The organism is Micromonospora sp. NPDC047521, from assembly GCF_055587305.1.
Genome location: NZ_JBVJGN010000002.1, coordinates 410107 through 424809 on the forward strand (window position 1 = coordinate 410107; position 14703 = coordinate 424809).

Consider the following 14703-nt stretch of genomic DNA (forward strand, 5'->3'; position numbering starts at 1 on the left):
GCACGCCCGGCGAGCATTGGTGCATGGACGCCCTGCTCGACCTCCTGCGTGGGACCGTCACGTCACCCTGGGTGTACCTGGTGATCTTCGGGCTCACCGCGGTCGACGCGTTCTTCCCGGCGGTGCCGGGCGAGGCAGCGGTGATCACCGCAGGGGTGCTCGCGGCGAGCGACGGACACCCCCGCCTGACCCTGGTGATCGTGAGCGCCGCCATCGGCGCGCTGGTCGGCGACCACATTTCGTACGCCATCGGTCGGGGCGGCGGCGCGCACCGGCTGGCCCGCCTCCCCGACGGCAGCCGCCGGCGGGCCAGCTCCGAGTGGGCCCGCCGGGCCGTGGACCGGCGCGGCGGAATCATCCTGACCACCAGCCGGTACGTGCCGGGTGGCCGGACCGCCGTCACCCTCACCATGGGCGCTGTGCGCTATCCCCGCCGGTCGTTCCTGCTGTACGACAGCATCGGGGCGGTCACCTGGGCGCTGTACTGCGGGCTGCTCGGCTACTTCGGTGGACTGGCCTTCGAACGCGACCCGGTGAAAGGCGTGCTGGTCGGCGTGGGGCTGTCGGTGGTCGTCACGTTCGCTTTGGAGGGGATCCGGTGGCTGCGCCGCAGGGCACACCGCCGCGCCGCCGCCCGACGTTGACGGGCACACATGTCACAGCAGGTCAGCGTCGTGCACCAGGATGGCCAGCTGCACCCGATTGCCTGCCTGGAGTTTCGCCAGCGCCCGGCTGACGTGTGCCTTCACGGTGGCCTCGCTCATGGTCAACCGTCGGGCGATCTCCGCGTTGCCGAGCCCCCGCGCCACCTCCCGGACGATCTCCAGCTCGCGCGCGGTGAGCGGGGCGAGCCGCCGCCGGGCCGCGTCCCGACGGGCCGGCCCCCGCTCCGCGAATGAGCTGATCAGACGGCGGGTCACCGTCGGAGCGAGCATCGCGTTCCCGGCGGCGATAGTGCGGACGGCGGACGCCAGCTCGCGTGGCGGGGTGTCCTTGAGCAGGAAGCCGACCGCGCCAGCCCGCAACGCCTGATGCACGTACTCGTCGAGATCGAAGGTGGTCAGCATGATCACTCTCGGGCCGGCGGCGACCACCTCGGGTGCGACGGCCAGCCCGTCGAGGCCTGGCATCCGCACGTCGAGCAGCACCACGTCGGGGCGTAACCGGTGCGCCTGCTCCAGCGCGCCGGCGCCGTCGGCTGCCTCGCCCACCACAGTGATGTCCCCGGCCGCCTCCAGGATCAGCCGCAGCCCGGCGCGGACCAGTTGCTCGTCGTCGACCACCACCACCCGGATCACGCCGTACCCACCAACGGGATCAACGCCCGGACCAGGAAGCCGCCGTCCACCGGCCTGGCCTCCAGCCGGCCGCCGAGCAGCTCCACCCGCTCGCGCAGCCCGAGCAACCCCTGGCCGGCGCCGGGCAGCGCCGCCCCGCCCTCGGACGGGCCGTTGCGGACCATCACCTCCAGCCCGTCGGGCAGGTAGCGCAGACAGACGGTCGTCTCGGCGTCGGCCGCGTGCTTACGCACATTGGTGAGCGCCTCCCGGACCACCCGGTACGCGGTACGCCCCAGCGTCGCCGGTAGTGCCGTCGGCACGCCCTCGTCTCGCCGGGACACCCGCAGCCCGGCGGCGCGGGACTCCCCGATCAGCTCGTCCAGCGCGTCGATCCCGCGCTCCGGCACCACGGCCGGGCCGGTCTGTCGCAGCACGCCCAGCACCTCGCGCAGGTCGGTGAGCGCCTGCCGGCCGGTCGTTCGGATCAGCGCGGCGGCCTCGACGGTCGCCGGGTCCGCGGCGGTCACCTCCAGCGCCCCGGCATGCACGACCATCAACGAGACCCGGTGCGCCACCACGTCGTGCATCTCCCGGGCGATCCTGGTCCGTTCCTCGGCACGGGCCCGGTCGGCGCGGGCCTCCTGCTCGCGTTCCAGTCGCTCGGCCCGGTCCCGCAGCGCGGCGAGGGTGTCCCGGCGGGCCCGCACCCAGAGGCCGAAGACCAATGGAAGTCCGACCAGACAGGCGGCGAGAAGCAGCACGTTGCCGGTGGTGGCGGTGGTGATCCGGCGTGTGCCGCCCACCTCCAGCCCGACCAGCACCCCACCGGCGAGCACCAGGGCCGTGCCAGCGAGGTAGCTGGCGAGTTGGCGACCGCGCAGTCGCAGACCCGCCTGGTACGAGGCGACCACCCCGGCCGCCGCGGCGGCGAGCACCAGCCAGCCCACCGCCGCGGCCAGGAACAACGGCCAGCGGCGCGTGCGGATCGTGCCGGCGGCCCAACCCGAGGCCACCGCGAGGACCAGCGCGACGACGCCCGGCAGCGGCGAACGGACGCCGATGTCACCGGTCGAGCTGGCCCAGACGGCTGCCGCGACGGTGACGGCGAGCAGCACGGAGGCGTACCGCTGGACGGCCCGCCGAACGGCGACGGCGCTGGAGGCCACGAAGCGAGCTTAGGGCGCTGCGGACGGATCGGACCGTCCCGCGCAGCCAGACCAGGGTGGGGTGAGGGATGACCCCGAGCCGCCGTCGGGGCCGGATGCGACCTAAGTAGCGGTGCCCGTCTGACCACTGGCCGATGGCGGGAGCCGCTGCCCACACCAGCATCAGGATCATGGATCTGCTCGACCTGCTGCACGAGACGATGTCCTCGCCCTGGGTGTACCTGGCGATCTTCGCGATCGCGGTGCTCGACGGCTTCTTCCCGGTGGTGCCGAGCGAGACGGCGGTGATCACCGCAGGGGTGTTCGCCGCCTCCGGCGCGCCGTACCTGCCGGCGGTGATCCTGGTGGCCGCCGCCGGGGCGCTGGTGGGAGACCACGTCTCGTACGCCATCGGGCGGGGCGGCGGCGCGCGGCTGCTCGACCGGCTGCCGCCTGACGGTCGGCGTCGGACCGCCATCGAGTGGGCCCGGCGGGGAATCGCGACGCGCGGCGGGCTGATCCTCACGGTGGCCCGCTACGTGCCTGGCGGCCGGACCGCGGTCACCCTCACCATGGGCGCGGTGCACTATCCCCGCCGACGCTTCCTGGCCTTCGACGCGCTGGCTGCCGCTTCGTGGGCGCTCTACTCGGCGCTGGTCGGGTACGTCGGCGGACTGGCCTTCGAGCAGGACCCGCTGCGTGGTCTCCTGCTCGGTCTCGGCCTCGCCGTGACGGTGACGGTGGTCGCCGAGGTGGTCCGCTGGCTCCGCAACCGCCGATCCGCCGAGCCGGGCACCGACGCTTTCTCCGCCGGAACCGTCAGTCGACAGGCGGACGCCAGGTGACTCCGTGCAGGAGCTGGGCGGCGCCGAGCCAGGCCACGTTCATCATCCGGGTGGCCGTCTTCTCCGGGTCGGCGTCCGGGTGGTCCGCGAGCCAGTCGGCAAGCGACTCGGACGCGCCGACAAGCGCGTACGCGACGACCTCCAGGTCGATGGCGGCGATCTCGCGGCCCTCGGCGCGCAGCGCGTGGTCGAGCATCCCGGCGACCACCTCGACCAGCCGGGTGCGCATGGCTGCCAGCTCACCGGCGAACGGCTGCTCGCCCCGGGCCTGCCGGTAGAGCACCGCCCACCCGTCGCGGTGTGCGCCCACGAAGCCGAAGAACGCCCGCAGCCCGCGCCAGAGCCGTTCGTCGGCCGGCAGGTCCGGGGCGGCGGCACCGGCGATGGCCTGCATCATCCGGGTCCCCTCCCGGTGCAGGCAGGCGACGAAGAGTTCCTCCTTGGTGCCCAGGTACGCGTACACCATGGGCTTGGAGATGCCGGCGTCCTCCGCGATCTCGTCCATGCTGGCGGCGTGGAAGCCGCGCCGGGAGAAGACCTTCACTGCCGCGTCGAGCATCTGCTGCTCGCGGACGGCCCGTGGCAGGCGCTTGAAGGCGGGGACGGTGGACACCTTGCGAGCATACCTACTCGTGCGTAGGGTTACGCACGAGTAGCCAAATCTTCCGGAAGGCACACCTGATGACTGACTTCGACCCGGCCACCTTCGCCAACGTCGGCCCCAAGGAGTTCGCCCAGCTGGTCAAGTCCACCCCGGACGACAAGATCGCCCAGGTGATGTCCGGTGACCTGCGCGGCAAGATCCTGGGCGAGGTGTTCGGCCGGATGCCGTCGCTGTTCCGCGCCGACCGGGCCGGCTCCACCAACGCGGTCATCCACTGGATCATCACCGGGCGTCCGGACGGCGGCAACGACACCTACGAGGTCGTCATCGCCGACGGCAAGTGCGACGTGAACGAGACCCCGCAGCACGACCCGAAGCTGAGCCTCACCATGGGCCCTGTCGAGTTCCTGAAGATCGTCTCCGGTGGCGCCAACCCGGTGATGATGTTCATGACCGGCAAGCTGAAGGCCAAGGGCGACCTCGGCCTCGCCGCCAACATCGCCAACCTGTTCGACATCCCCAAGGCCTGACATGGGCGAGTTCTCGCTAGACCTGAACGAGGAACAGCGGGATCTACGCGACTGGGTGCACGGCTTCGCCGCCGAGGTCGTGCGCCCGGCCGCCGCCGAGTGGGACGAACGCGAGGACACCCCCTGGCCGGTGATCCAGGAGGCCGCCAAGGTCGGCCTCTACGGCTTCGAGTTCCTCGCCACCTGCTGGGCCGACCCGACCGGGCTGTCGCTGCCGATCGCCAGTGAGGAACTCTTCTGGGGTGACGCTGGCATCGGCCTGTCCATCTTCGGCACCTCGCTCGCCGTCGCCGCCATCTACGGCGCCGGCACCCCCGACCAGATGGTCGAGTGGGTGCCACAGTGCTTCGGCGACGTCGACTCGCCGGCCGTCGCCGCGTTCTGCACAAGCGAACCCGAGGCCGGCTCCGACGTCGGCGCGATGCGCACCCGGGCCGTCTACGACGAGGCAACCGACGAGTGGGTGCTGAACGGCCAGAAGGCGTACGCCACTAACGGCGGCATCGCCGGCGTGCACGTGGTCACCGCCTCCGTCGACCCCACGCTCGGCTCCCGGGGCCAGGCGGCGTTCGTCGTACCGCCGGGCACCCCCGGCCTCACCGCCACCCGCAAGCTGCGCAAGCTCGGCCTGCGCGCGTCGCACACCGCCGATGTCTTCCTCGACGGGGTACGCGTACCCGGCCGTTGCCTGCTCGGCGGCAAGGACTCCCTCGACGAACGGTTGTCCCGCGCCCGCTCCGGGCAACGAGCCAGCGGGCAGGCCGCCATGCGCACCTTCGAGCTGTCCCGACCCACGGTGGGCGCGCAGGCGCTCGGCGTGGCCCGGGCCGCCTACGAGTACGCGCTGGACTACGCCAAGGACCGGGTCCAGTTCGGACGGCCCATCATCGAGAACCAGGCCGTCGCCTTCGCGCTCGCCGACATGCGGATGGAGATCGACGCCGCGCGGCTGCTCGTCTGGCGGGCCTCCTGGATGGGCCGCAACAACCGTCCGTTCACCGCCGGTGAGGGCTCGATGTCCAAGCTCAAGGCCGGCGAGGTGGCCGTGTCGGTCACCGAGAAGGCGGTGCAGCTGCTCGGCGGAGCCGGCTTCCTGCGCGACCACCCGGTCGAACGCTGGTACCGCGACGCCAAGATCTACACCATCTTCGAGGGCACCTCGGAGATCCAGCGACTGGTCATCTCGCGGGCGATCTCCGGAATGCAGATCCGCTGACCTCGGGTCGGCTGCCGCTCGGGTCGGACACCTGCTGATCCGGCCCGGGCGGCGGTCCCCTACCTATCCGTGCCGTCTTCGTCACCCCCCGCCGACGCAGGCTGGGCCCGCTGCCACGCCCGGTGCATGATCAAGGAAGACGCCCCGACGGACGGGGCTGTCCGCGTACCGCCCCGACAAGGAGGTCTGCGGCATGGACCTGCCGTTCATCGTTGCCACGCTGACCCGTCGCGGCCTGCTCACCCCGGGCCGACCGGTCCGAATCGCCTCGCAGCTCAACGCGTTGCGCACCTGGGGGTGGAGCCTCGCCGGCGAGCTGCGCCAGGCAGCCGCACGGGATCCCGGTCGACCTGCCGTCATCGACGAGGACGGCACCGAGCTGACCTATCAGGACCTGCTCGACCGAGCCGAACGGATGGCCCGGTCGATGCGGGCCGGGCTCGGCGTACAGGCCGGCGACCGGATCGGCGTGCTCTGCCGCAACCACCGCGGGCTGATCGAGACGATCGTCGCGGCCACCCTGCTGGGCGTGGACGCGGTCCTCGTCAACACCGGCCTCTCCGCGGCCCAACTGGCCACCGTCGCCGAGGAGCAACGGCTCCGCCTCCTGGTGCACGACGACGAGTTCGCCGAGCGGGTCATCGGCCTCCCCGCCGAACTTCCCCGCCTCGACGAACACGCACGCGAGGAACTCGTCGTCGGCGCACTGCCGAGTGAGCTGCGCCCGCCGGAGCGCGACGGCCGGATCATCGTGCTCACCTCCGGCACCACAGGTGCGCCCAAGGGCGCCCGCCGGCCCACACCGAGCGGCTTCGGCCCCCTGGTGTCCATCATCGACCGCATCCCCCTGCACGTCCGGGACCGCGTGATGATCGCCGCGCCGATCTTCCACACGTGGGGATTCGCCGCACTCCAGGTGTGCTTCGCGCTCCGCGCCACCATCGTGTTGCAGCGCCGCTTCGACCCGGCCGCCACGCTCACCGCCCTGGTCACCCACCGCTGCGACGCCATGTTCGCCGTACCGGTGATGATCCAGCGCCTGATGGAGGTCCCGCCGCCGGACCCGCGCCCCAAACTCAAGGTCGTCGCCGTCAGCGGCTCGGCCCTGCCCGGAGGCCTGGCGCCCAGGTTCATGGACGTCTACGGCGACGTGCTCTACAACCTCTACGGCTCCACCGAGGTCTCCTGGGCCTCCATCGCCGGCCCGCCGGAGCTGCGCCAGGCACCGACCACCGCCGGCCGGCCGCCCCACGGCACCCGCCTGGCGATCCTCGACGACGAGGGCAAGCCGGTGTCCGACGGCAGCGTCGGACGGATCTTCGTCGGCAACGAGATGCTCTTCGAGGGGTACACCTCCGGAGCCAGCCGGGAAACCCGTGACGGGCTGCTCGACACCGGCGACCTCGGCCGACTCAACGCCGACGGGCTGCTCTTCGTCGACGGCCGAGCCGACGACATGATCGTCTCCGGTGGGGAGAACGTCTTCCCGTCCGAGGTGGAGGACCTGATCGCCAGGTTGCCGCAGGTCCGCGAGGCCGCGGTGATCGGCGTACCCGACCCCGAGTACGGCCAGCGACTCGCCGCTTTCCTCGCCCTGCACCCCGACGAGACCCTCGACCCCGACGCGGTCCGCGAGTACGTCCGCCACTACCTGGCCCGGTTCTCCGTCCCCCGGGACGTGATCTTCGTGAAGTACCTGCCCCGCAACGCCACAGGCAAGGTGCTGAGCCGCGAGTTGCGCCGCTACTACGGCTGAATCGCCCTCCGGCCCGTCCCTCAACCCGGGATGGTGATCCGGCCGTCGACCGCGGCGGCGGCGATGTCGGTGCGGTGCTGCGAACCCGCCAACCCCACCCCGTCCACAAGCGCGTACGCGGCGTCCCGCGCGGCGGCCAGGTCGACGCCGGTGGCCGTACCGCAGAGGACCCGGCCGCCGGCGGACACCAGCGCCCCGTCGCCGGCCCGCCGCGCGGTGCCGGCGTGGATGATGCCCTCGCGGTCCGCGCCGGTGATCACATCACCGGTGCGCGGCGCGGCCGGGTAGCCCTGCGCGGCGAGCACCACGGTCACCGCCGCGCCGTCCCGCCAGCGCAGCGGCGGGTGCTCGGCCAACGTGCCGGTGGCCGCCGCGTGCAACAACCCGCCAAGCGGAGTCTCCAGCAGCGCAAGCACCACCTGCGTCTCCGGGTCACCGAAGCGCGCGTTGAACTCGATCACCCGAGGGCCGGCGGCGGTCATCGCCAGGCCGACGTAGAGCAGGCCGGCGAACGGGGCTCCCCGACGCCGCAACTCGGCAAGGGTGGGGTGCACGACGTCGCGCATCACCTCGTCGACCAGGCCGGGCGGAGCCCAGGGCAGCGGCGCGTACGCGCCCATGCCGCCGGTGTTCGGGCCGGTGTCGCCGTCGCCGATCCGCTTGAAATCCTGTGCCGGCAGCAGCGGCAGCGCCGCCTCACCGTCGGTGACCACGAAGAGGCTGACCTCCGGGCCGTCGAGGAACTCCTCCACCACGACCCGGCCACACTCGGCGGCGTGCGCCAACGCGGCGGACCGGTCGTCGGTCACCACCACACCCTTGCCGGCGGCGAGCCCGTCGTCCTTCACCACGTACGGCGCGCCGAACTCGTCGAGCGCCCGGGCGGTGCTCGCCTCGTCCACGCAGACGTACGCGCGGGCGGTCGGCACGTTCGCGGCGGTCATCACGTCCTTCGCGAACGCCTTCGACCCCTCCAGCCGGGCGGCCTCGGCCGACGGGCCGAACACGGCGATGCCCTTGGCGCGTACCGCGTCGCCGACCCCCGCGACAAGCGGCGCCTCCGGCCCGATCACCACCAGGTCAGCAGCCGTCTCCACAGCCAGCGCCGCAACGGCGGCCGGATCGGAAGCGCTCACGGCCCGCAGCTCAGCCACTGAGGCGATCCCCGGATTACCGGGCGCGGCGACAACCGCCGAAACAGCCGGATCCGCAGCCAACCCGAGCGCGAGCGCATGCTCCCGCCCCCCACCACCCACCAAAAGAACCCGCACAACCCGGAATCCTACTGTCCCCACCACCCACCCCCGCCCTCGCTGCTGGTGATCAAGAGGTTTGCGTCATACGTCGATCTGTTTCTGACGCAAACCTCTTGATCACCTCCGGTCAGCGATCGTGATCGCTTGGCGGACCGTGTACGGGATGTAGTCGGGGCTCAAGGTGTCCTGCCAGGTGAAACGAAGGATCGTCCAGCCTGCGTTGACCAGTCGGTTCTGCCGGCGACGGTCGGCGAACGCCGCCTCCGCAGTGCCGTGGGCGTCCCGGCCGTCCGCCTCCGCGATCACCCTTGGCGCACGCCAACCCAGGTCGCCGACGCCGAGCAGGTATCCGTCGTCGTCGCGTACCTCCAGCTGCAGCGTGTCCGGCGGCACCCGGCCGTCGACGCACCGCAGTCGGCTTCGCGTCTCCAGTGGCGACTGCGCTCGCCCGTCAGCCTCGGCGAGGTAATTGCGGGCCGCGACAGCACCCCGCCGCCCCCGGATCAGACCCGGGATCTGGGCGAGCTGTGCTCGGGTGACTCGGCCCTGGTTCAGCGCCGAGTCGAGGACCGAGACGGCCGGGTAACGATCGACCCTGAGGATGACGTCCGAGACGGTGCGAAGTGGCGAGGTCACGCGAACACCCGCAACCGAGGTGAGGTCGCCGGGCACGACGGTCACCTGGTGCACGATCAGCCACGGTGCTGGAGCACGCTGAGGCCGGGGGCGATCAACCGGCACCGAGATGTGAACCTCCGGCGTCCGACGAACGCCCGCGACGCCGTGCAGTTCGAGAGCGGTGTCGAGAACAGCGAATGCGCCTGGGCCGAGGCTCATCACCGCCGCCCGGATGCGCGCCCGCCGCAGTGCCGAATCGCTCCACTCAGCGTCCGGGACGAAGCATCCGCGTAGAAGTCGTTGCCACCTGCCCGAACGGCACAGCTGTCGGACCTGGTCCCTGGTCAGGCCGACACGGACCGCCTGCGCCAGGGTGACCATCCCGTCCTGCCTGGCCGCGATGTCGCGCAAAAGCTGGTGAGGTCCCACCGCCCCAGCCTGCCGACCGACTCCGCCTCACCGAAGCCCCTGTGGACAACCCGAAGATCCCTGTGGACAACCGTCCGTCGGCGCAGTTGATCAAGAGGTTCGCGTCAGGACCCGGCTCGATGCTGACGCAAACCTCCTGATCACCCAGGCGATTGGGGGGTGGGGTGGGGTGGGGTGGGGTGGGGTGGGGTGCCTGGAGGTTAGGGGAGGAGGGGGTGTTGGACTACGTTTTCTTCTCGGCCGGGGCCTACGCCGATCACGCTGACGCGGGTTCGGCAGAGTTCCTCGATGCGGGCGATGTAGCGGCGGGCGTTCTCCGGCAGCTCATCGACGGTGCGGGCCTTGGTGATGTCCTCCCACCAGCCGTCCAGCTCCTCGTAGATGGGCGTGGCGTGGTGGAAGTCCGTCTGGCTCATCGGCATGTCGTCGACCCGAACGCCGTTGATCTCGTAGCCGACGCAGATCGGCACCTTGGCCAGCCCGGTGAGCACGTCCAGCTTGGTGATGACCAGGTCGGTGACGCCGTTGAGGCGGCAGGCGTACCTGGCGACGACGGCGTCGAACCACCCGCAGCGGCGCTCACGGCCCGTGGTGGTGCCGTACTCCGCACCGACCTTGCGCAGGTGCGCGCCGTTCTCGTCGAACAGCTCGGTGGGGAACGGCCCGGAGCCGACCCGGGTGGTGTACGCCTTGCTCACCGCGATGACCTTGCTGATCGCGGTGGGCGGAATGCCGGCGCCCACGCAGGCACCGCCGGCGGTCGGGTTGGACGACGTCACGAAGGGGTACGTGCCGTGGTCCATGTCCAGCATGGTGGCCTGGGCGCCCTCCAGGAGCACCGTCTCGTCCCGGTCCAGGGCGTCCCAGAGCATGGCGCGGGTCTCGGCGATGTACGGCTTGAGCCGCTCCGCGTACGCCAGGTACTCCTCGACTGTGGCTTCGAGGTCGATCGCCTTGCGGTTGTAGACCTTGAACAGCATCTGGTTCTTCTCGCGCAGCGCGAGTTCCAGCTTCTTGCGCAGGATGCCCGGGTCGAGCAGGTCCTGGAGCCGGATGCCCATCCGGGCGACCTTGTCGCCGTACGCCGGCCCGATGCCGCGGCCGGTGGTGCCGATCCGGGACGAGCCGAGGTACCGCTCGACCACGCGGTCCAGTGCGCGGTGGTGCGGCATGATGAGATGCGCGTCACCGGAGATCCGCAGCCGGGACACGTCGACGCCCCGCTCGGCGAGACCGTCGATCTCGGCGAGCAGCACCTTCGGGTCGACCACCACGCCGTTGCCGATGACGATCATCGCGCTGGGTGACAGCGCGCCGGAGGGCATCAGGTGCAGCGCGTACTTCTGGCCGTCCGGGGTGATCACGGTGTGTCCGGCGTTGTTGCCGCCGGAGTAGCGCACGACGTAGTCGACCCGCTCACCCAGCAGGTCGGTAACCTTGCCCTTGCCCTCGTCGCCCCACTGAGCGCCGAGGAGCACGATCGCTGGCATCTTTTCCGCCTCCAGAAGGCTCGGGTGCCAGGTGGCGACCGGTTGGCGAGCCCGGGGTGTCAGGTTAACAAGTAGTGACGGCGCGGCCGGCAGGGGTCGCGGCGAGAGGCAGGAGGCTCCTTCCGTGTACGACGTGGTGCTGCTCACCCTCGATTCGGAGCGGGACGCTTCCGGGGGCTGCGGCAGCGGCGGAGCCTGCTGCGGCGGTGCGACCGAGTCCGACAAGACCCCGGGGACGGGCGACGCGGAGCACTGCGTCACCGACCGGCCCCGTGTTCCCGTGCTGGCCTGCGCGGACGCGCTGAACGCCCGCGGTGCCCGCGTACAGACGGTCACCGCCCGCTCGAACGCGGAGATCGACGAGGTGCTGGCGCTGTTCGACGGGCCGGCCCGTCCGGACGGCCTGACGTGGCCCGACCCGGACAGCAAGACCCGGCTGGTCGTCGCGACGGCAAGCGACGGACAGTTGCGGGCCGTGCTGCGCCGGCTGGTCCGGCGGTACGCGCCGGCGCCGAGTCGCCGCCCGGCTGACCTGCCCGACGGCCGGACCGTGCCCGACCTGCCGCCGGTGGCCGTCCTGCCGCTGGACCCGGCGCGCGGCGGCACACAGCGGGACCTGGCCGCGCAGCTCGGTCTGCCGCGCGACCCGGCGGCGGTGGCCACCGCGGTGCTGGATGGCACGCCGCGCCGGCTGGACCTGCTGCGCAACGACGGCGGCTCGGTGACCCTGGACGGCGCTCTGCTCGGCGCCGCCGACGACGCGGGCCGGCCGCTGCACTGGCGGGCCCGGGTGGAGGTGGACGACACCGTCCTCACCAACGGTGACGAACCGCTGCTGGCCTGCGCGGTCGGCAACGCGGGCGGGTACGCGTCGCTCGACGACGTGACGCTGCTGGCCGCGCCGGACCCGGCCGACGGCCAGGTCGAGGTCGCGGTGGCCGTGCCGGTGGTCGCCCGCTCGGCGTTGGGTCGCAAGCGGGTACGCCTGGAGGTGCGCCGGGCTCGCGGGCGGGCCGTGTCGGTGCTGCCCCGGGAGGAGAAGGTGCCCTACCTCGATGACGGCGTCGAGGGCGAGCTGACCCGGAAGCGGTCCTGGTGGATCGAACCGGGTGCCTGGGCGGTCTGGTCGAGCTGACCCGGCTGCGTCGACCGGCCCCGGTCGGCGGGTGCGCCTATCCTCGCAGGAGGACTGGGGAGGGCCGTAATGGACGAAAACGCCGACCGGGCGCGGAAGCCCGGCCAGCAGCCGGCGCCGGAGCGGGACATCGAGCCACTCTGGCCGCCGGATCCAGCAGACCCGGGCGCGGCTGGCGTGGTGCCGCCATGGGCGTCGGTCGTCGAGCAGAGGGGTACACCGCCGTCGACCGCGCAGTCGCCTGTGACTCCGCCGGTGGCGGCGCCGCCGATCGGCCGCCCACCGGTTCCCGGGCAGCCCGGGGCGCCGGCGCTACCTCCGCCGTCGCCGTCGGACTACCCGTCGCTCACCGGTGCGGTACCGGCACCGGGCGGGTGGGGGAACAACGGCCCCACCTCGGGCTGGGCGCCGGCGCAGCCGAGTTGGCCGCCGCCGGCCGACCCGCCCGCGTCGAACCTGCCGCCCGCGCCCTCCGTGTCGCCCGCGCCGAACGTGCCGCCGAACGGCACGGCCGGGCCAGCGGGCCGGGACCAGCCGGGCAACACCGGAGCCGCCGTTGCCGGCATCCCCGTCGCCAGCACCTCCGAGGTGGCGAGCACCGCCCCCGGCGCGGGGACGTCGCCTGCGGAATCGGGCTCTCCCCTTCCCGCCCCTCCCGTCGGGTCGGGCGGCGTCGACCTGGACATGCCGTTCTCCCTGGACCGCCCGGCGGCGGCGTCCGCCGCGCCCGCCGACAGCCCGGGCACCGGCGACAGCGCACGCCCGGGTAGCCCGAACGGCGCCGAACCGGTGGCGTCCGCCCCCGCGCCAGCCGGTCCGGCAGGCCCGCAGGCAGGCGCCCCCACCGCAGGCGGCCCGACCGCAGGTGCCCCCACCGCAGGCGGCCCGGCGGCTGCGGCTGCCGCCGCGCCGGAGTCGTCGCAGGGTGGTGGGGCCGGGCAGGACGGGCCAGCTGTCGGAACGGCGCGACCGCCCGCCGATTCACCCTGGGCGTACCCGCCGCAGCGACCGGCCAGCGCTGCCGAGCCCACCTCCGACGAGGCGTCCACCGCGACGCCCCCGATTCCCGCCCCGCCGCCCACGGTGCCGCAGCAGCAGTCCGGTGGCGCGGCCGGTCCGCAGGCCGGCGGGGGGCAGACCTACACCGCTCAGACCTACTCCCCGGGGATCCCTGGCCAGGTCCCGCTGCCGCCGCCACCTGACCCGTCGCAGTTCGGCGACCCGCCGCACGGTGGGGCTGTGCCCCAGCAGGGTGCGGCGGCTCCGCCGCCGGGGCCCTTCCCGCCGTCGCCGGGCTGGTATCCCCCGCCGTGGCAGCAGGGCACGCCCGGAGTTCCGCCACCGCCGCCGCAGCACTACCAGGAGGCGGACGGGGTGGCTCGGGTGCCGGCCGCCGGCTACCAGGACGCCGCCTGGGCACCGGAGAGCGCCGCCGCTCCGACCGCCGAGGACTTCGCGAGGCGCCGGCAGGTCCGCCCGCCCGAGCCGGTGGCGACCATGGGCGTACGCGCGGTGGTCAACAAGATGGGTCTGCTGAGGCTGTCGCCGGGCAGGCACGAGCAGGAGCTCAAGCGGGACATCGAGATGGTGCGCCGCAACTTCGGTGGCCTGCGGCAGGTGACAGTGGTCAACCCGAAGGGTGGTGCCGGAAAGACGGTGGCCATCCTTCTGCTCGCCATGACGTTCGGGCAGAAGCGCGGCGGTTACGTGCTTGCCTGGGACAACAACGAGACGCAGGGCACCCTGGGGATGCGGGCCCAGCAGGACTTCCACTCGCGCACGGTGCGGGACATGCTGCGCGACCTCGGGCAGTTCCAGGGTGCGCACGGGCGGGTCGGTGACCTGTCGCAGTACGTCCGCTCGCAGGGCGAGGGGATGTTCGACGTGCTCGCCTCGGACGAGTCGGCCACCGGCGGCGAGATGCTGACGGCCGCCGCGTTCGCCGAGATCCGCGAGGTGGTCAGCCGGTTCTACAAGTTGATCTTCGTGGACACCGGCAACAACGTACGGGCGCAGAACTGGCAGGCCTCGATGGACGCCACCGACCAGTTGGTGGTCACCATGTCGGCCCGTAACGACTCGGCGGAGACCGCCGCCCGGATGCTCGACCACCTGGAGCAGAGCGGCAGGCAACGGCTGGTCCGGCAGGCGGTGACAGTGGTGTCGATGCCGCCGTCGCGCAAGGAGATCGACCTGCCGGCGATCCAGGAGCACTTCGCGGCCCGTACGCGGGCGGTGCTGCTGGCCCCGTACGAGCGGCTCATCGACAGTGGCGAGCCGATCCGGTACGGCGGGCTCTCCTCGGCCACGCGGGACGCCTGGCTCAAGATCGCCGCCGCGGTCGCCGAAGGGTTGTAGCCCACCGAAGGCCGGCCCGGTGTCGGGCCGGCCTTCGGACC

The 14703-nt window shown here is 72.5% G+C and carries 14 protein-coding genes and 1 pseudogene; 7 read left to right on the forward strand and 8 right to left on the reverse strand.

Annotated elements, in window-relative coordinates:
• The first annotated feature begins 23 nt into the window (after positions 1–23).
• Complete coding sequence (locus ACZ6N8_RS05815; protein WP_466007841.1) at positions 24–644, forward strand: DedA family protein; 621 nt, start codon at positions 24–26, stop codon at positions 642–644.
• A gap of 12 nt (positions 645–656) precedes the next feature.
• Here the strand turns inward: ACZ6N8_RS05815 and ACZ6N8_RS05820 are convergent, their stop codons facing one another.
• Positions 657–1298: a response regulator gene (locus tag ACZ6N8_RS05820; protein WP_466007843.1), complete on the reverse strand. Its 642-nt coding sequence runs from the start codon at positions 1296–1298 to the stop codon at positions 657–659.
• Positions 1295–2446: a sensor histidine kinase gene (locus tag ACZ6N8_RS05825; protein ID WP_466007845.1), complete on the reverse strand. Its 1152-nt coding sequence runs from the start codon at positions 2444–2446 to the stop codon at positions 1295–1297. Before ACZ6N8_RS05825 ends, ACZ6N8_RS05820 begins: the two co-directional genes overlap by 4 nt.
• 167 nt (positions 2447–2613) lie before the next feature.
• On the opposite strand from ACZ6N8_RS05825, the gene ACZ6N8_RS05830 reads away from it, so the two are divergent.
• A complete protein-coding gene (locus ACZ6N8_RS05830; RefSeq protein ID WP_466008322.1) occupies positions 2614–3270 on the forward strand; it encodes a DedA family protein in 657 nt (218 codons plus the stop codon).
• Here the strand turns inward: ACZ6N8_RS05830 and ACZ6N8_RS05835 are convergent.
• Positions 3245–3883, reverse strand: a complete 639-nt coding sequence (locus ACZ6N8_RS05835; protein WP_466007847.1) for a TetR/AcrR family transcriptional regulator — start codon at positions 3881–3883, stop codon at positions 3245–3247. The genes ACZ6N8_RS05830 and ACZ6N8_RS05835 overlap by 26 nt on opposite strands.
• 68 nt (positions 3884–3951) lie before the next feature.
• Between ACZ6N8_RS05835 and ACZ6N8_RS05840 the strand changes: the two genes are divergently transcribed.
• The 3 genes from ACZ6N8_RS05840 (at position 3952) to ACZ6N8_RS05850 (ending at position 7376) form a co-directional block, all read left to right on the forward strand.
• Entirely contained in the window at positions 3952–4404 is a 453-nt protein-coding gene (locus ACZ6N8_RS05840; RefSeq protein WP_364369734.1) for an SCP2 sterol-binding domain-containing protein, read from the forward strand.
• A gap of 1 nt (position 4405) precedes the next feature.
• Positions 4406–5620, forward strand: a complete 1215-nt coding sequence (locus ACZ6N8_RS05845; RefSeq protein ID WP_364369737.1) for an acyl-CoA dehydrogenase family protein — start codon at positions 4406–4408, stop codon at positions 5618–5620.
• Between the two features lie 193 nt (positions 5621–5813).
• Complete coding sequence (locus tag ACZ6N8_RS05850; protein ID WP_466007849.1) at positions 5814–7376, forward strand: AMP-binding protein; 1563 nt, start codon at positions 5814–5816, stop codon at positions 7374–7376.
• A 20-nt stretch (positions 7377–7396) separates the two neighbouring features.
• Here ACZ6N8_RS05850 and purD read toward each other — a convergent pair whose 3' ends face one another.
• From purD to ACZ6N8_RS05870, 4 genes and pseudogenes are all read right to left on the reverse strand, one after another.
• On the reverse strand, positions 7397–8647 hold the full coding sequence (gene purD / locus ACZ6N8_RS05855; RefSeq protein ID WP_466007851.1) for a phosphoribosylamine--glycine ligase: 1251 nt from the start codon (positions 8645–8647) through the stop codon (positions 7397–7399).
• A gap of 102 nt (positions 8648–8749) precedes the next feature.
• Positions 8750–9268: a hypothetical protein gene (locus ACZ6N8_RS05860; RefSeq protein WP_466008352.1), complete on the reverse strand. Its 519-nt coding sequence runs from the start codon at positions 9266–9268 to the stop codon at positions 8750–8752.
• 279 nt (positions 9269–9547) lie between these two features.
• Positions 9548–9679 (reverse strand): annotated as a pseudogene (locus tag ACZ6N8_RS05865) (type IV toxin-antitoxin system AbiEi family antitoxin domain-containing protein); the annotation flags it as partial.
• A gap of 200 nt (positions 9680–9879) precedes the next feature.
• Positions 9880–11169, reverse strand: a complete 1290-nt coding sequence (locus ACZ6N8_RS05870) for an adenylosuccinate synthase (RefSeq protein WP_466007853.1) — start codon at positions 11167–11169, stop codon at positions 9880–9882.
• A gap of 124 nt (positions 11170–11293) precedes the next feature.
• On the opposite strand from ACZ6N8_RS05870, the gene ACZ6N8_RS05875 reads away from it, so the two are divergent.
• On the forward strand, positions 11294–12304 hold the full coding sequence (locus ACZ6N8_RS05875; RefSeq protein WP_466007855.1) for a diacylglycerol kinase family protein: 1011 nt from the start codon (positions 11294–11296) through the stop codon (positions 12302–12304).
• A gap of 335 nt (positions 12305–12639) precedes the next feature.
• Here ACZ6N8_RS05875 and ACZ6N8_RS05880 read toward each other — a convergent pair whose 3' ends face one another.
• Positions 12640–12990 carry a hypothetical protein gene (locus ACZ6N8_RS05880; protein WP_466008354.1) on the reverse strand — a complete coding sequence of 117 codons (351 nt, stop codon included), beginning with the start codon at positions 12988–12990 and terminating at the stop codon, positions 12640–12642.
• Between ACZ6N8_RS05880 and ACZ6N8_RS05885 the strand changes: the two genes are divergently transcribed.
• Positions 12893–14662 (forward strand): MinD/ParA family ATP-binding protein, encoded by a 1770-nt coding sequence (locus ACZ6N8_RS05885; protein ID WP_466008324.1) that lies wholly within the window; start codon positions 12893–12895, stop codon positions 14660–14662. The genes ACZ6N8_RS05880 and ACZ6N8_RS05885 overlap by 98 nt on opposite strands.
• The last annotated feature ends 41 nt before the right edge of the window (positions 14663–14703 follow it).

Bases quoted from the DNA above. Each gene is read 5' to 3' on its own strand.
- ACZ6N8_RS05870 (WP_466007853.1), bottom strand. From the start codon at position 11,169: ATGCCAGCGATCGTGCTCCTCGGCGCTCAGTGGGGCGACGAGGGCAAG.
- ACZ6N8_RS05880 (WP_466008354.1), bottom strand. From the start codon at position 12,990: ATGTCCAGGTCGACGCCGCCCGACCCGACGGGAGGGGCGGGAAGGGGA.
- ACZ6N8_RS05815 (WP_466007841.1), top strand. From the start codon at position 24: ATGGACGCCCTGCTCGACCTCCTGCGTGGGACCGTCACGTCACCCTGG.
- ACZ6N8_RS05840 (WP_364369734.1), top strand. From the start codon at position 3,952: ATGACTGACTTCGACCCGGCCACCTTCGCCAACGTCGGCCCCAAGGAG.
- ACZ6N8_RS05850 (WP_466007849.1), top strand. From the start codon at position 5,814: ATGGACCTGCCGTTCATCGTTGCCACGCTGACCCGTCGCGGCCTGCTC.
- ACZ6N8_RS05845 (WP_364369737.1), top strand. From the start codon at position 4,406: ATGGGCGAGTTCTCGCTAGACCTGAACGAGGAACAGCGGGATCTACGC.